This window comes from Streptomyces sp. NPDC004539 (assembly GCF_040610055.1).
Taxonomy (GTDB): Bacteria; Actinomycetota; Actinomycetes; order Streptomycetales; family Streptomycetaceae; genus Streptomyces.
Window position 1 is genome coordinate 96,691 of the sequence record NZ_JBEXLS010000026.1, and the last position, 22,931, is coordinate 119,621.

At 70.7% G+C, this 22,931-nt stretch carries 19 protein-coding genes and 1 riboswitch; of the genes, 10 read left to right on the forward strand and 9 right to left on the reverse strand.

Features of this window, described 5'->3' with window-relative positions:
• Window positions 1-15: 15 nt before the first annotated feature.
• Window positions 16-1,524 (reverse strand): cytochrome ubiquinol oxidase subunit I, encoded by a 1,509-nt coding sequence (locus ABZX85_RS38965; RefSeq protein ID WP_355880028.1) that lies wholly within the window; start codon window positions 1,522-1,524, stop codon window positions 16-18.
• 204 nt (window positions 1,525-1,728) lie between these two features.
• Entirely contained in the window at window positions 1,729-2,805 is a 1,077-nt protein-coding gene (hisC, locus tag ABZX85_RS38970; protein WP_355880031.1) for a histidinol-phosphate transaminase, read from the reverse strand.
• A 411-nt stretch (window positions 2,806-3,216) separates the two neighbouring features.
• Between hisC and ABZX85_RS38975 the strand changes: the two genes are divergently transcribed.
• From ABZX85_RS38975 to ABZX85_RS38985, 3 genes are all read left to right on the forward strand, one after another.
• Entirely contained in the window at window positions 3,217-4,329 is a 1,113-nt protein-coding gene (locus ABZX85_RS38975; RefSeq protein ID WP_355880034.1) for a LacI family DNA-binding transcriptional regulator, read from the forward strand.
• Between the two features lie 557 nt (window positions 4,330-4,886).
• Complete coding sequence (locus ABZX85_RS38980) at window positions 4,887-5,993, forward strand: metallophosphoesterase (RefSeq protein ID WP_355880037.1); 1,107 nt, start codon at window positions 4,887-4,889, stop codon at window positions 5,991-5,993.
• 156 nt (window positions 5,994-6,149) lie between these two features.
• Window positions 6,150-7,016 carry a hypothetical protein gene (locus ABZX85_RS38985; protein WP_355880039.1) on the forward strand — a complete coding sequence of 289 codons (867 nt, stop codon included), beginning with the start codon at window positions 6,150-6,152 and terminating at the stop codon, window positions 7,014-7,016.
• A gap of 92 nt (window positions 7,017-7,108) precedes the next feature.
• Here ABZX85_RS38985 and ABZX85_RS38990 read toward each other — a convergent pair whose 3' ends face one another.
• A complete protein-coding gene (locus ABZX85_RS38990) occupies window positions 7,109-8,362 on the reverse strand; it encodes a DUF4241 domain-containing protein (RefSeq protein ID WP_355880044.1) in 1,254 nt (417 codons plus the stop codon).
• A 166-nt stretch (window positions 8,363-8,528) separates the two neighbouring features.
• Window positions 8,529-10,349, reverse strand: a complete 1,821-nt coding sequence (gene thiC / locus ABZX85_RS38995; protein ID WP_355880047.1) for a phosphomethylpyrimidine synthase ThiC — start codon at window positions 10,347-10,349, stop codon at window positions 8,529-8,531.
• Window positions 10,342-10,531: riboswitch (TPP riboswitch) on the reverse strand. It overlaps the preceding gene by 8 nt.
• 621 nt (window positions 10,532-11,152) lie before the next feature.
• Here thiC and ABZX85_RS39000 point away from each other — a divergent pair.
• The gene (locus ABZX85_RS39000) at window positions 11,153-12,775 is read left to right on the forward strand and encodes a YibE/F family protein (RefSeq protein ID WP_355880050.1); all 1,623 of its coding nucleotides are present in this window, start codon (window positions 11,153-11,155) and stop codon (window positions 12,773-12,775) included.
• Window positions 12,776-13,367: 592 nt separating this feature from the next.
• Here the strand turns inward: ABZX85_RS39000 and ABZX85_RS39005 are convergent.
• From ABZX85_RS39005 to ABZX85_RS39020, 4 genes are all read right to left on the reverse strand, one after another.
• Entirely contained in the window at window positions 13,368-13,814 is a 447-nt protein-coding gene (locus tag ABZX85_RS39005; protein WP_355880053.1) for an SsgA family sporulation/cell division regulator, read from the reverse strand.
• 99 nt (window positions 13,815-13,913) lie between these two features.
• Window positions 13,914-14,777, reverse strand: coding sequence for an IclR family transcriptional regulator C-terminal domain-containing protein (locus tag ABZX85_RS39010; protein WP_355880055.1), 864 nt, complete (start codon window positions 14,775-14,777; stop codon window positions 13,914-13,916).
• A gap of 172 nt (window positions 14,778-14,949) precedes the next feature.
• Entirely contained in the window at window positions 14,950-15,162 is a 213-nt protein-coding gene (locus tag ABZX85_RS39015; RefSeq protein WP_190199285.1) for a DUF5326 family protein, read from the reverse strand.
• A 217-nt stretch (window positions 15,163-15,379) separates the two neighbouring features.
• Complete coding sequence (locus ABZX85_RS39020; RefSeq protein WP_355880179.1) at window positions 15,380-15,697, reverse strand: cupin domain-containing protein; 318 nt, start codon at window positions 15,695-15,697, stop codon at window positions 15,380-15,382.
• A gap of 59 nt (window positions 15,698-15,756) precedes the next feature.
• On the opposite strand from ABZX85_RS39020, the gene ABZX85_RS39025 reads away from it, so the two are divergent.
• The 5 genes from ABZX85_RS39025 to ABZX85_RS39045 all read left to right on the forward strand — a co-directional run bounded on the left by ABZX85_RS39025 (window position 15,757) and on the right by ABZX85_RS39045 (window position 19,488).
• Complete coding sequence (locus ABZX85_RS39025) at window positions 15,757-16,134, forward strand: phage holin family protein (protein ID WP_355880059.1); 378 nt, start codon at window positions 15,757-15,759, stop codon at window positions 16,132-16,134.
• Between the two features lie 7 nt (window positions 16,135-16,141).
• The gene (locus tag ABZX85_RS39030; protein ID WP_355880062.1) at window positions 16,142-16,636 is read left to right on the forward strand and encodes a low molecular weight protein-tyrosine-phosphatase; all 495 of its coding nucleotides are present in this window, start codon (window positions 16,142-16,144) and stop codon (window positions 16,634-16,636) included.
• Window positions 16,633-17,778, forward strand: a complete 1,146-nt coding sequence (locus tag ABZX85_RS39035; protein WP_355880064.1) for a cystathionine gamma-lyase — start codon at window positions 16,633-16,635, stop codon at window positions 17,776-17,778. The genes ABZX85_RS39030 and ABZX85_RS39035 overlap by 4 nt, the downstream gene beginning before the upstream one ends.
• Window positions 17,779-17,967: 189 nt before the next feature.
• Window positions 17,968-18,873, forward strand: coding sequence for a LysR family transcriptional regulator (locus ABZX85_RS39040; protein ID WP_355880067.1), 906 nt, complete (start codon window positions 17,968-17,970; stop codon window positions 18,871-18,873).
• Between the two features lie 132 nt (window positions 18,874-19,005).
• Window positions 19,006-19,488 carry an NUDIX hydrolase gene (locus tag ABZX85_RS39045; RefSeq protein ID WP_355880070.1) on the forward strand — a complete coding sequence of 161 codons (483 nt, stop codon included), beginning with the start codon at window positions 19,006-19,008 and terminating at the stop codon, window positions 19,486-19,488.
• A 6-nt stretch (window positions 19,489-19,494) separates the two neighbouring features.
• On the opposite strand, the gene ABZX85_RS39050 is transcribed toward ABZX85_RS39045, so the two are convergent.
• Window positions 19,495-21,462: a globin domain-containing protein gene (locus tag ABZX85_RS39050; protein WP_355880182.1), complete on the reverse strand. Its 1,968-nt coding sequence runs from the start codon at window positions 21,460-21,462 to the stop codon at window positions 19,495-19,497.
• 555 nt (window positions 21,463-22,017) lie between these two features.
• Here ABZX85_RS39050 and ABZX85_RS39055 point away from each other — a divergent pair.
• The gene (locus ABZX85_RS39055) at window positions 22,018-22,884 is read left to right on the forward strand and encodes a GNAT family N-acetyltransferase (protein WP_355880072.1); all 867 of its coding nucleotides are present in this window, start codon (window positions 22,018-22,020) and stop codon (window positions 22,882-22,884) included.
• Window positions 22,885-22,931 lie beyond the last annotated feature (47 nt).

Below are 22,931 nucleotides of genomic sequence, written 5' to 3' on the forward strand. Positions count from 1 at the left end.
TTCGGCTCCCTCTGCCTAGTACGAGAAGGCCATCGGCTTGTCGGCGTCGCGCGCCTCGCCGCCGATCTTCGTGGGCGGGTTGAGGTCGGCCTCGGTCAGCTCCGGCGGGCCGGCCTTCACGTACTTGGCGAGCAGCTTGACCTCGACGACGGCGAGGATCGCGTACAGCGTGGTGAAGGCGATCATCGAGGTGAGGACCTCGGCCTGGGAGACACCGGGGGAGACCGCGTCGCGGGTCTGGAAGAGGCCGTAGACGACCCAGGGCTGACGGCCCATCTCGGTGAAGATCCAGCCCCAGGAGTTGGCGATCAGTGGGAAGGCCAGGGTCCAGATCGCGAAGCGCCAGTACCAGGTGGTGAGCTGGGGGCCGAGGGCCTTCTTGCGGAAGAGGACCAGGTTCGGCACCTCGTCCTCACCGGTGCGCAGGTGTTCGGGGAGCATGAACTTCTTGCGGGTCAGCCAGAGGCCGATCATGCCGATCGTGAGGGAGGTCATGCCGAAGCCGATCATCCAGCGGAAGCCCCAGTAGGCGACCGGGATGTTGGGGCGGTAGTCGCCGGGGCCGAACTTCTCCTGCTCGGCCTTGTTGACGTCGTTGATCCCGGGGACGTACGAGCTGAAGTCGTCGTTCGCGAGGAAGGACAGCAGGCCAGGGATCTCTATGGCGACCTTGTTGTGGCCCTTCTCGACGTCCCCGTAGGCGAAGACGGAGAACGGGGCGGGGGCCTCGCCGTCCCACAGGGCCTCGGCGGCGGCCATCTTCATCGGCTGCTGCTTGAACATGACCTTGCCGAGGGTGTCGCCGCTGATCGCGGTGAGCAGACCGGCGACAACGACGGTGATGAGCCCGAGGCGCAGGGTCGTCCTCATCTCGACGATGTGCCGCCTGCGGACCAGGTGGAACGCGGAGATGCCGACCATGAACGCGCCACCGGTGAGGAACGCGGCCGTGAGGGTGTGGAACGCCTGGCTGAGCGCGGTGTTCTGGGTCAGAACCAGCCAGAAGTCGGTCAGTTCGGCGCGGCCCTTGGCCTCGTTGATCCGGTAGCCGACGGGGTGCTGCATCCAGGAGTTGGCGGCGAGGATGAAGTAGGCCGACAGGATCGTGCCGATCGAGACCATCCACATGCAGGCGACGTGGATCTTCTTCGGGAGCTTGTCCCAGCCGAAGATCCACAGGCCGATGAAGGTGGACTCGAAGAAGAAGGCGATCAGGGCCTCGAAGGCGAGGGGGGCGCCGAAGACGTCGCCGACGAAGCGCGAGTAGTCGGACCAGTTCATGCCGAACTGGAACTCCTGCACGATGCCGGTGACGACGCCCATCGCGATGTTGATCAGGAAGAGCTTGCCCCAGAACTTCGTCGCTCTGAGGTACTTCTCCTTGCCGGTCCGCACCCAGGCGGTCTCCAGGCCCGCGGTGAGCGCCGCGAGGGAGATCGTCAGGGGGACGAAGAGGAAGTGGTAGACGGTGGTGATACCGAACTGCCAACGCGCCAGTGTCTCTGGCGCCAGGGCCATTTCCACGTCGTCGGTCTCCTTACATGCCGTGGTACTGCGGCAGTTTGCCCCTTATGTCACACACAACAGTGGAGCAACCGGGACACGCTTGTGAACGCGTTCACATTCACAAGCAATTATGGCGCATGGCTGTTCGAGACTTGACGGGAGGGGGGGTCTGATGGGTCACAGACCCCCCGGCAGGTACGATCGCGCACCCTCGAAGGGGGCTCAGCCCGCCTTGACGAACCCCTCGGTCACCTTCAGGAAGATGTCGTTCGCCTCGGTCTCCCCGATCGTCACCCGCGCGCCCTCCGGGAACGGCCGCACGACGACCCCGGCCCGCTCGCACGCGGCGGCGAACTCCGCCGTCCGCTCCCCCAGCCCCAGCCAGACGAAGTTGGCCTGGCTGTCGGGGACGGACCAGCCCTGCGTCCGCAGCGCGGCCACCACGCGGGTGCGCTCGGAGACCAGGGAGCCGACCCGGCCCAGGAGTTCGTCCTCGGCGCGCAGGGAGGCCACGGCCGCGTCCTGGGCGAGCTGCGTGACGCCGAACGGCACCGCCGTCTTGCGCAGGGCGGCGGCGACGGGCTCGTGGGCGATCGCGAAGCCGACCCGCAGGCCCGCGAGGCCGTACGCCTTGGAGAACGTGCGCAGGACACAGACGTTCGGCCGGTCGCGGTACAGCTCGACACCGTCGGGGACGTCGAGATCGCGGACGAACTCGCGGTACGCCTCGTCGAGGACGACCAGGACGTCGCCCGGCACCCGGTCCAGGAACCGCTCCAGCTCGGCCCGCCGGACAGCCGTACCCGTGGGGTTGTTGGGGTTGCAGACGAAGATCAGCCGGGTCCGCTCGGTGATCGCGTCGTACATCGCGTCGAGGTCGTGGACGTCGCCCGGGGTGAGCGGGACCTGGACGGAGGTCGCGCCGCTGATCTGCGTGATGATCGGGTACGCCTCGAAGGAGCGCCAGGCGTAGATGACCTCGTCTCCGGGGCCCGAGGTGGCCTGGAGGAGCTGCTGGGCGACGCCGACGGAGCCGGTGCCGGTGGCGAGGTGGGAGACGGGGACGCCGAAGCGGTCGGCCAGCTCCTGCATCAGCGCCGTGCACGCCATGTCGGGGTAGCGGTTGAACGAGGCGGCGGCGGCCGTGACGCTCTCCATCACCCCGGGCAGCGGCGGGTAGGGGTTCTCGTTGGAGGAGAGCTTGAAGGCCACAGGACCGCCCTCCGCGGCCGGCCTGCCCGGCTTGTAGGTGGGGATACCCTCCAGCTCGACCCGCAGCTTGGGGCTCGTCTCGCTCACCGCACTCCTCCTCGTGACCAGCGACGGGATTCAATTCTCCTCACCTTATGAGGATTCGGCCCGCTCACGTCAGCGCCGGACCCCACCCGCTCGGTCCGGGTTCGTCACACGTGCATCAGGGGCAACAGCGTACGAAGGGCCACGAAACAGGGGGCGCGCTGTACATATATCTACGCGCTGGTGGCACGCGCCGTGGCGCGCATCCCTCGTCCAGGTGAGTTGAGACCTCTTCGAGACATCGGTGCGTCGCCAGGCTCATCCGCGCCGACACCACACGTAGTGCCATCGAAACGCTCAACTGACTTTGTTTCTCATGTACTTGACCCCTCTTGACCTTGCAGAAACGTGCCTGTCAACGCGTGCATATGCGTCCGCCCTACCCCACCTCAAGAGCCCTACTATCGGCACGCCATGACAGCAGCAGGGAAGCACCAGGTGAGCCGCGCGGAAACCTCACGCCGAGGCAGCCGGCCGGGCCGAGCGGGCATCAGGGACGTGGCCGCCGCCGCCGGAGTATCGATCACGACCGTTTCCGACGCCCTGAACGGCAAGGGCAGGCTCCCTGATGCCACCCGACGCCACGTCCGCGAGGTCGCCGACCGGCTGGGCTACCGCCCGTCGGCCGCGGCCCGCACGCTCCGTACGGGCAAGTCCGGACTGATCGGACTGACCGTCACCACGTACGGGGATGAACCTTTCACCTTCACCGAGTTCGCGTACTTCGCGGAGATGGCCAGAGCCGCCACCTCCGCCGCGCTCGCCCGCGGCTACGCGCTCGTCATCCTCCCGGCGACCTCGCGCCACGACGTGTGGTCGAACGTCGCCCTGGACGGCACGGTCGTCATCGACCCGTCCGACCAGGACCCGGTGGTCGGCGAGCTCGTCCGGCAGGGTTTACCCGTCGTCTCCGACGGGAAGCCGTCCGGTCCGCTGCCGGTCACCGCGTGGGTCGACAACGACCACGAGGCCGCCGTGCTCGACATCCTCGACCATCTCGCCGACGCCGGAGCGCGCCGGATCGGGCTGCTCACGGGGACCACGACCGACACGTACACCCACCTGTCGACCACCGCGTACCTGCACTGGTGCGAGCGGGTGGGGCAGGACCCGGTCTACGAGGCGTACCCGGCCCACGACCCGTGCGCGGGCGCCGTCGCCGCGGACCGGCTGCTGGCCAGGCCCGACCGGCCGGACGCGGTGTACGGACTCTTCGACCCGAACGGCACGGATCTGCTCGCCGCCGCCCGCCGCTACGGCCTGCGGGTGCCGGAAGACCTCCTGCTGGTGTGCTGTAGCGAGTCCACGGTCTACGCGAGCACCGAGCCGCCGATCACGACGCTCTCCCTCAAGCCGCGCCGGATCGGCACGGCGGTCGTCCAGCTCCTCATCGACGCCATCGAGGGAGTCGACTCGGATCAGCCGGTCGAGCAGGTGATACCGACCGAACTGATCATCCGGACGTCCTCTCAGCGCCGGCCGCCGCGTACGACGGTGAGCCCGCCGCGCACGCCTGAGGGGAAGTAGGGGGGTGCTCCGGGGGACCCGTACGGGTCCCCCGGAGAGGCTGCCGGGGGCGCGGCAGGGGCCCGGGGACAGGGGGCAAGGGTTTCCTCCGGGTCCGGGGGCACGCGGCCGGGGCTCACGCGGCTCCCTCCGGGCCGGAACCCGCGAGACACCCGGCCGCACGCTCCCGGCCGGGCAGGTCGCCCCGCGTTCCGGAACTCTCGGGGGCGTCCGGCCGTACGGATTCCCGCGCGGTCTCCGTGGGTATCGCGCCCGCCCGCCGAAGCCCCCTCGCCCGCCTCCCTCGGCGGCGGTACCCCTGGGGCGGGAGCCGCCGGGCGGTGTGCGTGAGGTGTGCGCAGGGTGCGAAGCGGGGCGGCGAGAGCCGACGGCTCAGCGGCCAAGCACGGCCCAATCGGGGCGAATACCCCTCCCGGGCGCGGGCCGAAGCCGATTCACCACCCCTGGGTCATCACACGGCGCGATCCGCATTCCTATGATGGGCCCACGACACCGCGGGCCGCTGCGACCAGGCAGTCCGAAGCGGTGCAGATGCGGCGCGATGGTGGAGGGGTCTGATGACTCAGGGGGCCGGTCAGGGACCCGAAGCGGAACGGACGGCGACGTTGCGCGACTTCCGGGTGCCCGCGTACGTCCATGAGACCGGTCCGTACGACGACGGCGGGCATCCCGGCGACGCCGTACCGGCCGACGAGCAGCCGTACCCCGAGGGGTACACGCCGACCCAGCGCGACCTGCCCGTCATCAACCGGGGCGACACGCTCAGGCTGCCGACCGTGGAGCCCGTGGCGGAGCGGCCGACGGACGGTCCCGGACCGCTGTTCGTGGTCGGCGACGTGCACGGCTATCTCGACGAACTCCTCGCAGCGCTCCAGGAACAGGGCCTCGTCGACGCGGCCGGGCAGTGGTCCGCCGGCAACGCGCGGCTGTGGTTCCTCGGCGACTTCACCGACCGCGGCCCGGACGGCGTCGGCGTGATCGACCTGGTCATGCGGCTGTCGGCGGAGGCCGCCGCGGCGGGCGGCTACTGCAAGGCCCTGATGGGCAATCACGAACTCCTCCTGCTCGGCGCGAAGCGGTTCGGCGACACCCCCGTCAACTCCGGGGCCGGCACCGCGACCTTCCAGGCGGCCTGGCTCCTCAACGGCGGCCAGAAGTCCGACATGGACCGCCTCCAGGACCACCACCTCCAGTGGATGTCCCGCCTCGACGCCGTCGAGGAGGTCGACGGCTTCCTGCTCGTCCATTCCGACACGACCGCCTATCTCGACTACGGCGACTCGATCGAGGCCGTCAACGACACCGTCCGCGAGACGATCACGCGCAACGACGCGGACGAGGTGTGGGACATCTTCCGCAAGTTCACCAAGCGCTTCTCCTTCCGCGACGAGGGCGGCGCCGACGCCGTCCGCTCCCTGCTCGATACGTACGGGGGCACCCGGATCGTTCACGGACACAGCCCGATCCCCTATCTGCTGGGCGAAGTCGGCTCCGAGGACGGCGAGGACCAGTCGGGTCCGAACGTCGAGGGACCGCACGTCTACGCGGACGGACTGGCCATCGCGATGGACGGCGGAGTGACCATGGCCGGAAAACTGCTGGTCCAGCAGTTGCCCATGGATAATCGACTGCTCAGCGGGCAGGCGACCGGTATGGAGGACTGATCGCCCTCGGCACCGGCCCGGGTCCAATTTCCGCAAACCCCCTGTCACCTTGAGCCGTCGCCGCTCTACCATCGGCTTATCCGTAGCAGGCTCCCCTCCGTTTCTGCCCGACGGCTCGTTGGCATGCGAGCCCCAAGCCCTACGGAGCATCGGGGGATGCACATGAACAGCGTTCCGCAGCACCTGAACAGTGAGGACCGCCAGGAGTACGAGCGGGTCCTCGACGAGGCGCTGCGCTCCGCCCCACACCACCCGGAACTGGCCGGTATCGGCCGGCGTCTCAACCCGGAACAGCTGCGCACCATGGCGCTGGGCGCCACCGCGTTCATCACGGCCGCGGCGGCGACCGAGTACCAGCACTACACGAAGGTCCGTGAGGAGCTGCGCCATCCGGCGCCGCACGCGTCCCGCGATCCGGAGTCCGGGGAGCCGGTCGCCGGTCTGGGGATGACCGGTCTCGGAGAGGCCGCCGTCGAGCCCGCCGGGGCGGGGGCCGTCGCCGTCGCCGCCGTGCTCACGCCCGTCCTCGCCGGGACGGCCGCGGTGATCTTCCTGCTCGTCGGCTACCTCCTCAAGGCGCTCGACCCGGCCCCGGCGTTCGCCGAGGCGCTGGTCACGGCGGGCTGGGTGTTCGGGGTCGTCACGGCCCTGGCGATCCTGGTCGCGACCTTCGGCCTGCTGCTCACGGCCCTGCGCAACCGGCCCGCGGTGGCGGCCGGGCCGTACAACGAGCAGGCGGAGGAGGTCGCGCGGGCCAGAGAAGCCTGGCGGGCCGCCCTGCTGGAGCGCGGCTTCCTGCCGTACTTCAGCGATGCCCTCGCCAAGCAGGACACGGACCCGCCGGCCACGGTCCCCCGGACGCCCCCGCCGTCCTCGTCGACCGGCCGCCTGCCCAAGATCGGATACGACCGTCCCGGGTTCACCAGCCCCGACGACGGCCCCGCTCCGGGGCACCGCCCGAGCTTCTCCAGTCCGGACTACACGAGCCCGGACTTCGGCGGCCCGGACAACGCCCCTGACTGACCACCTCTCCACCCACACCCCCTTCGCTCCGCATCCTGCTCCCGGTCCGTGTCCCCCTCGGGGCGCGGACCGGGGGTTTTCCGGGGCCCGCCTCACAGCACCTGAAGGTCGATCAGGTAGCTGGTGACGACCACGAAACAGGCCACTTCTCCGGACGCCGACCGGCCCAGCCAGACGGGATACACCCCGTCGCCGCCCGTCCCGAAGCAGATCAGGTCGCCGCCGGTCGCCTCGTCGACGCTGCGCAGGAAGCCGTCCTGAACGAAGTCCACGGGGACCTCGCGGCCGTCCGGGGCGTAGTACTCCTTGATCTGACCGACGTGCGTCCGCCAGCCGGACGCGTCCGCGAAGGCGCCCGACGCGGTGTCCGTGCCGTACCCGAAGCACTCGTCGTCCCTGAGCAGCCGGACGTCGTCCCGCACGCTGAGCGCCTGCTCCCAGCCGACCACGGGCTCGTCGCTCAGCAGAAGACGTACGGCGACGGAGTCCTCCGTCTCGACATGCGCGCCCATGAATTCGTATTCGTAGGCGACGACCGCCTCCTGCACCGGGTAGACACCCGGGGCGAACGTCTCGGCCAGTTCCCGCCCGTCGGCCAGGGGGTCCGCGACGACCAGCCGCCCGCTGGGGAGCCGCAGTCCGGCGATCTCCCTCGGCTCAAGGACCGTCATCTCCGGCTCGGTGTCGGTGGAGAGCCGCGTCCCCGGGGTGAACAGCTCGGTCAGGTGATCCGGTTCGGCGGGGCGGGGCGGCAGCCACGGCGTGACCACGAGGCCGTCCGCGGCCGGAGCCGTGGTGTCGGCCTCGGCCGGTTCCTCCGCGTCCAGCGTCTCCCGTACGCCGTGCTCCTCTCCGGCGAGCAGCAGCCAGCCGTCTCCCCGCACCCCCAACGCCCCTCTGGACAGCCACCGGTCGGCCTCGGCGATGTCCGGGCGGGTGTGCGTGGACCCGCCGTCCGCCCGATCGACGACCTTGCGGCCCTTGCCGTCGGGGTAGAGGTCGTGGCGGACGCGGGTGACACCGGCGGCGAACTCCGGCTGCTCCGGGGAGTCGTACAGCCAGGCGCCGAGGTGGCGCAGGAACACCCGCTCCGGCTCCAGCAGCCGCCAGTCCACCTCGGCCCTGCGCCTGCCCTGCTCGTCGTACGCCCACATCCCGACGTAGGAGTCACCCCAGGCCACGAGATGCACCTCCACGGGCTCCCGCCGCCCCGGAACCCGATACACCATCACATACGGCTCCCCCGCGGCGTCCCGCGCCTCCGCCCCGGCCCGCGAGAGCGGCCCCACAGCGGCCCGCGCCCCGAGATCCCACCCCACCGCGTACGACACGAACACCTTGCCCACGACACCGACCCCCGTCCCACACACCCGGCCACGGGCCGGTCGAACACCTATGCCAATACCGTAGCCCCCACCACTGACAATGACCCCGTACCCACGCATTTCCCCAGCTGAGCAACGGTGCCCGCCTCCCCCACGACGGACACCGCACCCACCCCGCTCAGTCCACTCAGTCCGCGATCGGCAGATACACCCGGTTCCCCGCCGCCGCGAACTCCTTCGACTTCTGCGCCATCCCGTCCTCGATCTCCGCACGACTGCCGCCGTGTTCACGGCGGATGTCCTGGCTGATCTTCATCGAGCAGAACTTCGGACCGCACATCGAGCAGAAGTGCGCGGTCTTGGCGGGCTCGGCCGGGAGGGTCTCGTCGTGGAACTCGCGGGCCGTCACCGGGTCGAGGGCCAGGTTGAACTGGTCCTCCCAGCGGAACTCGAAGCGGGCGTCGGAGAGGGCGTCGTCCCAGTCCTGGGCGCCGGGGTGGCCCTTGGCGAGGTCGGCCGCGTGGGCGGCGATCTTGTAGGTGATGACGCCGGTCTTGACGTCGTCGCGGTTGGGCAGGCCGAGGTGTTCCTTCGGCGTGACGTAGCAGAGCATCGCCGTGCCCCACCAGGCGATCATCGCGGCGCCGATACCGGAGGTGATGTGGTCGTACGCCGGGGCGACGTCCGTCGTCAGGGGGCCGAGCGTGTAGAACGGGGCCTCGTCGCAGATCTCCTGCTGGAGGTCGATGTTCTCCTTGATCTTGTGCATCGGGACGTGCCCCGGGCCCTCGATCATCGTCTGGACGTCGTGACGCTTCGCGATCCGGTTGAGTTCCCCGAGCGTCCTCAGCTCGGCGAACTGCGCCTCGTCGTTGGCGTCCGCGATCGAGCCCGGCCGCAGTCCGTCGCCCAGCGAGTAGGTGACGTCGTAGGCGGCGAGGATCTCGCAGAGTTCCTCGAAGTTCTCGTACAGGAACGACTCCCGGTGGTGCGCGAGGCACCAGGCCGCCATGATCGAGCCGCCGCGCGAGACGATGCCGGTCTTGCGGTTCGCGGTGAGCGGCACGTACGCGAGACGCACGCCCGCGTGGACCGTCATGTAGTCCACGCCCTGCTCGGCCTGCTCGATCACCGTGTCCTTGTAGATCTCCCAGGTCAGCTCCTCGGCCCGCCCGTCGACCTTCTCCAGCGCCTGGTACAGCGGCACCGTGCCGATGGGGACGGGGGAGTTGCGCAGCACCCACTCGCGGGTGGTGTGGATGTTGCGGCCGGTGGAGAGGTCCATGACCGTGTCGGCGCCCCAGCGGGTCGCCCAGGTCATCTTCTCGACCTCCTCCTCGATGGAGGACGTCACCGCCGAGTTGCCGATGTTCGCGTTGACCTTCACCAGGAACCGCTTGCCGATGATCATCGGCTCGATCTCCGGGTGGTTGACGTTCGCGGGCAGCACGGCCCGCCCCGCCGCGATCTCCTCGCGGACGACCTCCGGGGAGACGTTCTCCCGCAGCGCCACGAACTCCATCTCCGGGGTGACCTCGCCCCTGCGCGCGTACGCCAGTTGCGTGACCGGCCGCCCGTCCCGGCTGCGGCGCGGGAGCCGGGGGCGGCCCGGGAAGACCGCGTCGAGATTGCGCAGGCCACCGCGCGGAGAGGTGTGCTTGATCCCGTCGTCCTCGGGGCGGACCGGACGACCCGCGTACTCCTCGGTGTCGCCCCGGGCGACGATCCAGTTGTCCCGCAGCGGGGCGAGCCCCCGGCGGACGTCGGTCTGCGCGGACGGGTCGGTGTACGGGCCCGAGGTGTCGTACAGGGTGACCGACTGCCCGTTGGTGAGATGCACCTGACGGACCGGCACGCGCAGATCGGGGCGCGAGCCCTCGACGTACGCCTTGTGCCAGCCGACGGACTTGCCTGCCTCCGCGGACTTCACAGCCTCTGCGGGGGGCGTGCCGTGATCGGACCGCTCGTCCTGGCTGGAGGCAGGCGTGCGTGCGTCCTTGATGGTCATGAGACCTACTCCCTACGCCGGCATTACCCGGTAACAGGTTCAGCGGTCGACGCAGCGGCTTCCGTCTGCCGATGTTTCATGTGAAACATCACTCGATCCCGGTGACGTTTCACGTGAAACACCGCGAAGACGAAGGTCAGCGCCCTCTCAGCCCGGTGCTCCGAGCTCCCGCGTGTGCAAAAGGTGCCTCCACGCTAGCGGTATTTGTGGCGCGGTGAACAGTGGGCCTCTGTCGTTCTTGCGATGATCGGTCGGTGACCACACCACCCCGCTCTCCGTTCCCCCCTCCGTCCGAGCCGCACCGCCGGCCCGGCACGGGAAGCGGTCCCGACTCCGGGCCCGGCCAAGTCCCGGACGACACGCGCGATTTCGGCGCGGCGGGCGGGTACGAGGGGCAGGGCGAGTACGGAGGGCAAGGCGCCGTTCACGACGGTGGTGTGCCCGGTGGTGTCCACCCCCGCGCCCGGCTCAGCTCGCTCCAGCGCCGGGGACCACTGCTCCGGAACGAGCCCGGCCAGGAGTTCCGCCGTACGGAGGAGCAGGGTCCCGGCAACGCGGGCGCCCCCAACCCGCCCCAGGGCCCCGGCAACGGCGGCGCTCCCCGCCAGGTGCAGAGCCCCGGGTACGGCGTCGGCCCCGTCCGGCGACCTGAGGACACCGGTCCGACTCCGCAGGTACGACGCCCTGTGTACGAGAGCGGCCCGGTCCCGAGGGTCTCCATGCACGACAGCGGTCCCGTACCTCGGGTGGGTGGGCCCGGGAGGGGTCCCGCGCCTCAAGTGCCGCCGTACGAGAGCGGTCCCGTGCCCCGGGTGCCCCTCCACGACAGCGGTCCCGTCCCTCAAGTACCTCTGCACGACAGCGGTCCCGTGCCGCAGGCGTCCGTGCACGACAGTGGTCCTGTCCCGCGGGTTCCGGGGCGCGAGGCCCACGTTCACGGGGGCGGCGCCGGTCACAGCGCGGGCCCCGAGTCCGGCGGGCAGGCTCACGGCGGGCACTCCCACGCCCACCCGCCCCACGGCGAACCCCACCACGCCCCCCACGGCACACCCCCCGGCGGAGGGCACGGCGACTCGCACGGCGGTGGCCATGGCGGCGGCCACTCGCACAGCCACAGTCACGGCCCCGCCGCCCCCGTCTCCCGGCACCTCCGCAAGGTCATCGGCGCGATCCTGATCCCCTTCGCCGCGGCCGTGGTCGTGGGGCTCGCGGTGCTGTGGCCCGGCGGCGCCCCGCCGCACGAGCGGACCGGCGTCGGGTTCGACCGGCAGACACAGCAGGCGACGGTCACCAAGGTCGAGAAGCTGAGCTGCGCGTCCGTCAACGCCGGGGGCGTGCCGCCGACCGGTGACACTTCCACGGCCGAGGGCTCCTCGGCGGTGCAGCAGGCGAACGGCACCTGCAAGCGGGCGACGATCCGGGTCGACACCGGCAATGACAAGGGCCGTACGTTCACGGAGATCATCCAGCCCGACCAGTCACGGCAGTTGAAGCTGGACCAGAAGGTCGTCGTCGCCTACGAGCCGTCCGCGCCGAAGGACCTCCAGTACTCGGTGGCCGACGTCAACCGGCGCTTCCCGATGGCCCTGCTCGCCGGGATCTTCGCGCTCGCCGTGGTGATCGTCGGCCGGCTGCGGGGCGTCATGGCGCTGGTCGCGCTGGCGATCAGCTTCCTCCTCCTGAACTTCTTCGTCCTGCCCGCCATCCTCCAGGGCTCGAACCCGCTGGTCGTGGCAGTGGTCGGAGCGAGCGCCATCATGCTGATCGCGCTCTATCTGTGTCACGGACTCTCCGCGAGAACCTCGGTCGCCGTGCTCGGCACGCTGATCTCGCTGCTGCTGATCGGCGTCCTGGGCTCCCTGTTCAACAGCTGGGCCGCACTCACCGGCAACACCGACGACAACACCGGTCTGATCCACGGGCTGTACCCGTCGATCGACATGAGCGGTCTGCTGCTGGCCGGCATCATCATCGGCTCGCTCGGTGTCCTGGACGACGTGACGGTCACCCAGACCTCGGCGGTGTGGGAGCTGCACGAGGCGAACCCGACGATGGGCTGGCGCGGGCTGTACCGGGCGGGCATCCGGATCGGCCGCGACCACATCGCGTCCGTCGTCAACACGCTCGTCCTCGCCTACGCGGGCGCCGCGCTCCCGCTCCTCCTGCTCTTCTCCATCGCCCAGAGCAGCGTCGGCGCGGTCGCCAACAGCGAACTGGTCGCCGAGGAGATCGTCCGTACCCTCGTCGGCTCCATCGGCCTCGTCGCCTCGGTCCCGGTCACGACAGCCCTCGCGGCCCTGGTCGTCTCGGCGGACCGCCCGGACACCAAGTCGGCCCCGCCGTCAGCACCGTCGACCCCGGCCCCGGACCTGACTCCGGCTGCGGCACCGGCGCGGGGAGGCCGAGGCCGCCGCCGCAAGCACTGAGCCCGCTGCGGGCTGGACAGGCGTGCGGGCTGGGCAGGCGTGCGGGGCCGTGCAGGCGTGCGGGGCCGTGCAGGGCGTGCAGCATGCGAGGCGTGCAGCAAGAACGCCGAGCAGCGCGGCGGAGGCCGGGGCAGGTGCAGGGGCCCTGACGAGCCTTCAGAAGCTCCCGGAAACCCGGTAACCCAGGAGGCCGGAAACGGATGGAGGGGCCACCCGGTCCCACCGAACCAGAAGCTTCCGTCACCCGACCAGTGCATCCAGTCCGGCCGCCCCTGAGACCCGGGGAGCCGGAAACCCGGAGAACCTCCACCCCACCCCACCCCGGCCGACCCGCAAACCCCCAACCCCGGCCCGGAAAGCCATCGGCCAGCTCCCCCCGCCACACCCGCTCATCCCAGGCACCGCCGAAGAAGCGGCCACCACACGCCGAGCCCCGAAGCCCGCGAAGCCGACGCCCACCCCAAAACCCGCCGGCCCCGCGCCCAAGCCCAACCTCGCCCCCCACCAGCCAACGCCCCCACCCTCGCAGAACCGTTCCTGCACTGATCCGAACGCGCTGAAGCGTTTCCCCGTCCGAGCGGCGCAGCCACCCTCACCCCGCGCTCTGCTCCTCCGCCAGAATCCGGTCCAGCGCCTCGTCGAGATGCGCGTCGAAGTCGGCGAAGGAGGCTTCCTGGCCGAGGGGGACGACGCGGTCCGTGCGGTCGAGGAAGGCGATGAGGGGAGCGGCGGAGGAGCGGAAGACCGCCTGGTCGGCGCCGACCTGAAGGCGGATCAGCACCTCGCCGAGGGACTCGTGCTCGGCGGGAGCCACCCGGACGTCGCCCTCACCGCACGGCCGCCCGACCCCGTCGATCAGCAGCTCGCGCCCGAACGTCCAGGTCACGGGCGCGTCCCCGGGCAGATGGAAGGTGAGCCGGACGGCATACGGGTCGTACGACTCGTATGCCAGCTCCACCGGGATACGGAACGAGAGCTCCTCGGAGACGAGGAAACTCATCATGACCTCTGCCTGAACTGTCTGTACGGACTCGCGCATCGCCTTACCCCGTCTGTGCCGTCGACTGGCCGGGAATGTACCTGTGACCCTGTAACGAATCTTGCTGAACGTACACAATGGATCACAAGCAGTGATTTTTCAGATGCTGATAGAGAGCGCGAGCGCCCCCACCGCCCGCCCGACCTCCCGCTCAAGCTTCCGTACGGCCGGCAGCAGCCGCTCGGCCTGACGCACCGGCAACGAGATCGCGACCGTCGCCACCGTCGCCCCCAGCGTGATCGGCACCGCCGCGCAGACCGTGCCCAGCAGATACTCCTGCCGCTCGGTCACCGCCTCCGCCCGCCGCGCCCCGGCGAGCCGGCGCAGCAGACTGTGCCCGTCGCGGACGGTGTACGGCGTGAGGGTCCGCGCCGGATACCGGTCGAGGTGGTCACGGCGGGCCCCCTCGTCCAGCTGGGACAGCAGGCACTGCCCGATCGCGTGCGCGTGCCCGGTCTCCCGGAAGTCGGCCCACTGCTCGACGGCGGGGGACTCGGGGGTGTCGGCGACGTACCGCGTCTCGATCTCGCCGTTCTGGTAGACGGCGTAGTAGACGGGCGCCCCGATCGTGTCCCGCCACTGCGCGAGCGTGTCGACGATCGTGCTGCGACGTTTCTGCGCGGCTCCGGCCGAGGCCAGCCGCTCGGCAGCCTCGCCGAGGAAGAACAGGCCCTTGTCCCGCCGGAGATAGCCCTCGTGGACGAGGGTGCGCAGCAGGTGGTAGGCGGTGGGGAGGGCGAGGCCGGTCTCCCGGGCCAGTTGTTTGGCGGGGGCGCCGTACGCGTGTCCCGCGACGCTCTCCAGGAGGCGCATGGCGCGCTGGACGGAGCCGATGAGGGTGGTCGTGGGATGCGGTTGTTCGGGAACGGCCGCCGGGGCGGCGCGCGGTCGCGGGGGGTGCGGGGCGGACGGGCGGGCGGGGGGTGCGCCCTGTTCCGCCGGGGAGGTGTCAGCCGTGGCCAAGGGGCACTTCCGAAGCGCGAGGGTGGTCCGTGCGGGGTCGTCCCCGCGTCGAGTTCCGGACTCTAACGGCCCGAAACGGGCCACCACCGCGCTGCGCGGGAAACTTCCCCCGCCCGAGGGAACCGGCGCTCCCTGTTACCGCTCACCGGTGCCCCGTACGGCCCCTCCGCCGTCACCAGTCGCCGCGGGAGGAGGAGCTCGACGTGAACTTCCGTACGACGTAGACCAGTCCGCCGACGAGGGCGACGAAGACCAGCACCTTGAACAGCAGCCCGATCACGAAACCGACGACGCTCGCTATCAGCCCGCCGAACACGACGAGGGCGATGACCGGCACCGCCACCCACTTCACCCACCACGGCAGTCCCGCGAAGATCTCTCGCATCGCCCTTGTCTCCATCTGTGCGCCGGCCGGCGGCCCTTTCGGCCACCGGCCCTGTTCGGATGTCCTGCTTCGATGCTAGATCCCCGAGGTGCCCCCGCGGGGGCCTCGCACCCCTTGTCCTCCCCTGACCCGTCCCCTAGGGGAAGCGGGAGTTCCGGCATCCGCTGCGAGGTGGAGACGCGGCCCCGCGCCTCAGCCTTTCGGCCATCGCCCGAGGTCAGCCCTCCGGCGGGGAGAACACCACGAGCACCCTCAGGTCCTCGCTGATGTGGTGGAACTTGTGGGCGACCCCCGCGGGCACGTAGACCACGCTGCCGCGCGCCACCTCGGTGGTCTCCATACCGACGGTGATCGACGCGCGCCCGCTCACCACGAAGTAGACCTCGTCCTGGTTGTGCGGGTTCTGTGGATCGTGGCTGCCGGCGTCGAGCGCGTACAGACCGACCGACATGTTCCGCTCGCGCAGAAATTGCAGGTAGGCGCCGTCGTTGGCGGCTCGTTCCGCCTCCAGTTCGTCCAGCCGGAATGCCTTCATCGCCCTCGTCCCGCTCATGGCCCGTGTAGGCCGTCGATCTCTCTGGAACGATCAGACACATGAAGATTTTCGTAGTCAAGACGATCGCCAACGCGGGCGCCCTGGCGGTCGCGGTCTGGCTGCTGGACAAGATCACCCTGACCGGTGACAGCACGGGCAAGAAGATCGGCACCCTGCTGATCGTCGCCCTGCTCTTCGGTCTGGTGAACTTCCTGGTCAAGCCGGTCGTGAAGGTGCTGACCTTCCCGCTGTTCATCCTGACGCTCGGCCTGATCACGCTGGTCGTCAACGCCCTGATGCTGCTGCTCACCTCGTGGCTGGCCGACAAGCTCGACCTCAGCTTCCACGTGGAGGGCTTCTGGACGGCCGTCCTGGGCGGCCTGATCATCTCCGTCGTCTCGTGGGCGCTGAACCTCGCCCTGCCCGACGGGGACTGACTCCCCGATGGCCTATCGCGTCTGTTTCGTCTGCACCGGCAACATCTGCCGCTCGCCGATGGCCGAATCGGTGTTCCACGCGCGCGTGGAGGACGCCGGACTCGGCCACCTCGTCGACGTCGACAGCGCCGGTACGGACGACTGGCACGAGGGCGAGGGCGCCGACCCGCGCACGGTCGCCGTCCTCCGGGAGCACGGGTACGACGGCGACCACACAGCCCGCCGTTTCGTCCGCTCCCGGTTCGCGGATCTCGATCTCGTGATCGCCCTCGACTCCGGCCATCTCAAGGCCCTGCGCCGGCTCGCCCCGACCCCCGAGGACGCCCGCAAGGTACGTCTCCTGCGCTCCTACGACCCCGCGGCGGACCCGGACGACCTGGACGTCCCCGACCCGTACTACGGGGGCCTGGAGGGCTTCGAGGAATGCCTTGAGATGGTGGAGGCGGCGAGCGACGGTCTGCTCGCCGCCGTACGGCAGGACCTGGAAGGACGGACGACATGAGCGACGCAGGAGCCCCCGGGGCGATAGGAGACGGCACGCGCGCGGTGCGTGCCGGGCTGCCCGAGCCCGTCAAGTACGAGCCGTCGCTGCCCGGTCCGGTGTTCGCCGCCCACTACCACCTCCCCGGCGAGCCGACGGGCCCGTACACCTACGGCCGCGACGACAACCCCACCTGGACGCTCCTGGAGCGTGCCGTGGCCGAGCTGGAGGCGCCCGGCGAGGACGGCGTCGAGACCCTCGCGTTCGCCTCCGGGATGGCGGCGATCTCGGCCGTCCTCTTCTCCCAGCTGCGCTCCGGGGACGCCGTCGTCCTCCCCGACGACGGCTATCAGGCGCTGCCCCTGGTCCGCGCCCAGCTGGAGGCGTACGGCATCGAGGTGCGCACCGCGCCGACCGGCGGGGACGCGCAGCTGGAGGTGCTGGACGGGGCGAGGCTGCTGTGGATCGAGACGCCGTCGAACCCGGAGCTGGACGTGTGCGACATCCGGCGGCTGGCCGCCGAGGCGCACGCGCGGGGCGCCCTGGTCGCCGTCGACAACACGCTCGCCACGCCGCTCGGACAGCGCCCCTTGGAGCTCGGCGCGGACTTCTCGGTGGCGAGCGGCACGAAGCAGCTCAACGGGCACGGTGACGTGCTCCTCGGGTACGTCACGGGCCGCGCGGGGGAGGCCCTGACGGCCGTACGCCGCTGGCGCAAGATCGTCGGGGCGATCCCGGGGCCGATGGAGGCGTGGCTGGGGCACCGGTCGCTCGCGACGCTCGCGCTGCGGGTGGAGCGGCAGAGCGCGACCGCGCTGGCCGTCGCCGAGGCGCTGAAGGGGCGTCCGGAGGTGGTCGCGCTGCGGTATCCGGGGCTGCCGGACGACCCCTCGCACGAGGTCGCCTCACGGCAGATGCGCCGCTTCGGGTGCGTCGTGTCGTTCACGCTGGACTCCCGCGAGCGGGCGGAGCGCTTCCTGGAGGCGCTGCGGATCGTGGACGACGCGACGAGCTTCGGCGGGGTGCGCTCCTCGGCCGAGCGGCGCGGGCGCTGGGGCGGCGACGCCGTCCCGGAGGGCTTCGTCCGGCTCTCGGTCGGCGCCGAGGACACCGAGGACCTGGTGGCGGACGTGCTGCGGGCCCTGGAGGAGTCGGCGGGCTGAGTCACGGTGTTCGGCGGACGGTCCGAGCCTCCCCCCTCGTGGTTCGGACCGTCCTCGGTTCCGCGCCGCCCCCCAGCTTTCGCGCGAATAACCGCGCGAACAAGGCTAGTTGACTCTGTGTCAGTGTCCAATCACAGTAGCGGCAGAGACCTATCGGCGTACTTATGGTTGGGCGGGAGGGGGCCGGCCGTGGATCTGGCTTTGCTGCGCACCTTCGTGACGGTGCACCGGGCCGGTTCCTTCACCCGTGCCGCCGCGCTCCTCGGCCTCTCCCAGCCCGCCGTCACCTCGCAGATCCGGACGCTGGAGCGGCAGGTGGGCCGCCCGCTGTTCCTGCGCCAGGCCCGGGGCGTCACCCCGACGACGATCGGCGACGAACTCGCCCACAAGGCCGCCCCGCACCTCGACGCGCTGGTGGAGATCGCCGAGACCGGCCTCGACGAGGACTCCTCGCTGCGCACCCTGCACCTCGCCGGGCCGCCCGAGTTCACCGCCGAACAGGCCCTGCCCGCGCTCACCGAACTCACCGGCGAGGACGGCCAGGGCCTCGCTCTGCGCGCCTCCTTCGGTACCGCCGAGGAGGTCCTGGAGGGGCTCGCGGCCGGGCACCACGACCTCGCGATCAGTACGGCCCGCCCGCGCGGCACGCTGCTGACCGCGACCCCGCTGTGCGACGAGGAGCACGTCCTGGTCGCCGCCCCGCGCTGGGCCGCGCGCGTCGACGCCGGGGAGCCGCACCTCGTCGGCGCCTCCGCGCTGGAGAACCTCCCCGTCGTCGAGGTCCACGAGTCGCTGCCCCTCGTCGCCCGCTACTGGGCCTCCGTCTTCGACTCCCTCCCGGCCGCCGCCGGCACGGTGATCGTCCCCGATCTGCGGGCGGTCCTGGCCTGCGCGGTCGCGGGCGCCGGGCTCGCGGTACTGCCCCGCTATCTCTGCGCGGGCGCCCTGGAGCGCGGGGAGGTCGTCGCCCTGCACGATCCGCCGGTGCCGCCGCTGCGGACGTACTTCCTGGTCGTGCGCACGGGGACGCTGGCGATGCCGCACATAGTGCGGGCGTACGAAAGGCTGCTGCGGGCGGCGGTGGAGTGGCGGTGAAGTCCGCGGTTGGCGAGGGGTGAGGTCTACGGTCGGCGAGGGGTGAGGTCTGCGGCAAATGTCCCGTACCGATGTTTCACGTGAAACCACGAGGGATGTTTCACGTGGAACCAAGCGGGCCACATTCCTCCCATGACCGTCCGACCCGTGGTCAAACGCACCGCCCGCGCCGTCCTGCTGGACGGCGACGACCTGGTCTTGATCAAGCGCACCAAGCCCGGCATGGACCCCTACTGGCTCACCCCCGGAGGGGGCGTCGAACCCTACGACGAGACCGTCGTGGAGGCCCTGCACCGCGAGGTGTACGAGGAACTCGGCGCGAAGATCACCGATGTGGTCCCCTGCTTCGTCGACACCGTCGAGCACATCGGCGCGGACGGCGGCGCCACCGGGGTGAAGGTGCAGCACTTCTTCGTCTGCCACCTCGCCTCCATGGACCCCGCCCTGCGGCACGGCCCCGAGGTCGACGAGCCCATCGGGGAGTACGAGATCGTCCGGGTCCCGTTCACCCGGGTCGGGATCGCCTCCGTGCACCTCGTCCCGCTGTCGCTGCGGCACTACCTGGACGGCAACATCGAGGGCGTCCGCGCGATGCACGCACCCGACCTGGGCTGACAGTCCCTAGCCGACGGCGACCAGTTCGGCCACCGAGTCGTGCCGTATCCGCTCCTTCGGGATGCCCACGCCGCGCAGGGCGTCCACACCGCTGCGGATCATGCCGACCGGGCCGGAGAGATACGCGTCGTACTCGTCCCAGGGGCCGAACGTGCGGATCGCGTCCGGGAGTTGGAGCAGGCCGTGTTTGTCGACGACCGGGCGGACCTCCAGCCAGGAGTGGGACTGCTTGAGCCGGAGCATCGTGTCGATGTCGTAGAGGTCGTGGTCGGTGCGGGCGCCGTAGAAGACCTCCATACGGCGCCGGGTGCCGTGTTCGGCGACGTCCTCGACCAGGGCCTTGATGGGCGCGATGCCGGTGCCGCCGCCGAGGCAGAGCAGTCCGGTGTCGCGGGTGTGGTCGACCGTCATCGATCCGGCCGGCGGGCCCAGCCGGACCACATCGCCGGGCTGGGCGCGGTGCACGAGCGCGTTGGAGACCCACCCCGCCGGGACCGCCTTCACGTGGAACGAGAGCAGTCCGTCGGAGCGGGGTGCCGAGGCGAAGGAGTAGTGCCGCCAGATCCGCGGCCACCACGGCGTCTCCAGGCTCGCGTACTGCCCGGCGAGGAACGGGTACGGCTGGTTGGGCCGGACGGTGAGGACCGCGATGTCCTGCGTCCTCAGCTCGTGGGAGACGACCTCCGCCTGCCACCAGGCCGGGGCGCGCAGTTCGTCGACGGCCGCCGCGTCGATCATCACCTGGGAGATCGTCGTGTACGTCCGCACCCAGGCGGCCTCCGTCTCCGGCTCCCACACGGACTCGGCGTACTTGGCGAGGGCCTCGATGAGGCACTCGCCGACCGCCGGATAGTGCTCGGGCCGGGTGCCGTACTTGCGGTGCCCCCGGCCGAGGTTCTGGAGGTATTCGACGAGCACCGGCGTGTTGTCGACGTGCTCGGCGGCCGTCAGCAGCGCCTTCAGCAGCCGGTCGCGCTGGGCGTCCATGGCGGGCGGGAAGAGCGGGCGCAGGTCCGGGTGGCGGACGAAGAGCAACGCGTAGAAGTACGAGGTGACCTTGTCGGACACCTCGCCGATGGCGGCCATGGTCCGGCGGATCAGCACGGCGTCCGGGGAGCCCTCGGCGACGAGCTGCGGTTCGGCGGCGGGCAGGCTGTCGGAGCCGAACGCCCGGAACGGCTCGGAAGCGGACGGGGGCGGCTCAGGCGCGGACCGGGGTGCTTCGTCTTCGTACGTCCCCGAGGGCTCCGTCGCGAGCGGGTCCGCGGTGGACGGCCGGGGGAAGTCGGCCGCGGGCCGGAAGGCGTCCGGGACGAACGAACCGGCGGCTTCGGGCTGGAGGGGGTTCTGCGGGACGTCCTGGAGGTACCCGGCCTCGGGCCGCGAGGCGTCCTGGGCGGGCACCTGAAGCGCCTCGGCGTCGGACGGGAGGTTCTCCAGGGTCTCCGGGACGGATGCCTGGAAGGGGGCGGCATCAGGGTGCGGGTACGGCTGCGAGGTCGGCTGCGGGGCCTCCGTGAAGGCCGGGCGGGGTTCCTCGGCGGGCGGGGGGCCGCTCGGGGCCGTGCGCTGGGCCGGTACCTGGAGGGGCTCGGACGCGGTGTGCGGAGCGTCGGAGTACGAGCGGGACGGTACGGGGGAGACCAGGGGCGGTACCGCCGTCGCGGGCGACGGTATGAGCTTGGGGAGCACGGTCGTTGCCGTGGGTTCGGAGGGTGCCGGGGTCTGCGGCGCGCCTATTCGGGCCTCGGCAGCGGCCTGGCCGGCGTGCTGCTGGGGGGCGGCCTCGGCGTGCGCTGTCGTGCCGCGGCCCACGGGACGCAGGCCGGCCAGCCGCCTGCCTTCGGTGCCCTGTGGTTCGGCGCCTTGCGGCTCGGTACCGGGGGCCGACGACGGCTGCTTGCGCGGCTTGAACCAACCGTCCCCGCCGCCGGACGTGCCGTTGTCGGCCGACGTGGTGGCCGGAGCATCCATGGTGTGCCTCGCCTCGAACATCTTTCGGTCGGTCCGCACTCCCTACCTCGGGAAGTGCCTGCTCCCCCACAAACGGTCTTGCCCATCGGTCGGGTTCCCCGGCCGCTTCGCCCATAAGGCAGCATCCCACCCCCACCCGGATGCTCTGGCCGTATCACCGCGAATGCGGGTCCTCGATCTCTCCGTCCCTCTAAGCTTCGTCGCCCCAATCGGAGTCGACCATACCGGCCGCAGTGGACCACACAACCCCCGACTTCCCCTCACCGGGGTCTTACCGGGGGGCGATTCGCCGTATCGCTCAACTACCGGGCGCGGCAGGCCAATTCGTAGACATCCTCCAGATCCCTCCCGCCGTCTGCATCGCGATTCCGCCGTCCTGCGGCCCTTCGGCCACCGATGTTTCACGTGAAACGCCCGCTTCCATTGCCGGTTTCACGTGAAACAACAAGTGTCCCTCCTAGTCGCTTGGCACGTTCCCATGGCATGGCCAAAACCGCGTATGCCTCCCGGGAAACAGGTGGACGGCGGACCCGCCGGTCGGACAGCCTGACCTGCGTGTCGACTCCTTCCCCCACCGCTCTTCCCATCCGGCGTCTGACGCGCCGTGACCTTTCCGCGTGCGCGGACTTGTCCGAGGATCGGGGGTGGCCACGCGAGGAACACAAGTGGGGCCTCCTCCTCGCCGCCGGAAAGGGGTACGGCATCGACGCCCCCGACGGCGGACTGCTGGCCGCGTGCGTCGTCACCGAGTACGGCCCTCAGGAGCGCCCCGATCTGGCGGCGATCGGCATGGTGCTGGTCGCCGAGCGGTACGCCCGGCAGGGCATCGGGCGCCGGTTGATGCGGCACGTGGTCTCAGCGTCGGGCACGACTCCTCTGACCCTGCACGCGACACCGAACGGCCGCCCGCTGTACGAGGAGTTGGGCTTCAAGGTGACCGGCCGGGCCGAGATGCTGGTCGGCGACTTCACCCCGGCCGGTCCCCTGCCCTCGGTGGCCACCAGGGCGGCGACGGCCGAGGACCTCGCGGAGATCCTGCGGCTCGACGAGGAGGTGTTCGGCGCCGACCGGACCCACATGATCACCCGACTGCCCGCCTTCGCCGACCGGTTGAGGGTCGCCGTGGCCGACGGCCGGATCACCGGCTACACGGCCGTCTGGCCGAACACGCGCACTCATGTCGTCGGCCCGCTGGTCGCCCACGACACGGAGACCGCGAAGGCCCTCGTCGCCTCCCTCGCCGCCCGCACCGACCGCCCGCTGCGCACAGACATCGACGTACGGCACGAGGAACTGCTGGCCTGGCTGAAGGAACAGGGCCTGGCGTCGGTCGCCTTCAACTCCGTGATGACGTACGGGATCGCGGAACTCCCGGGCGACTGGACCCGGCGGTTCGCTCCGCTGACGGTGGCCGCGGGGTGAGGTGAGACGACGGTGCCGGTCCCCTGTTCTCCGAGGGGACCGGCACC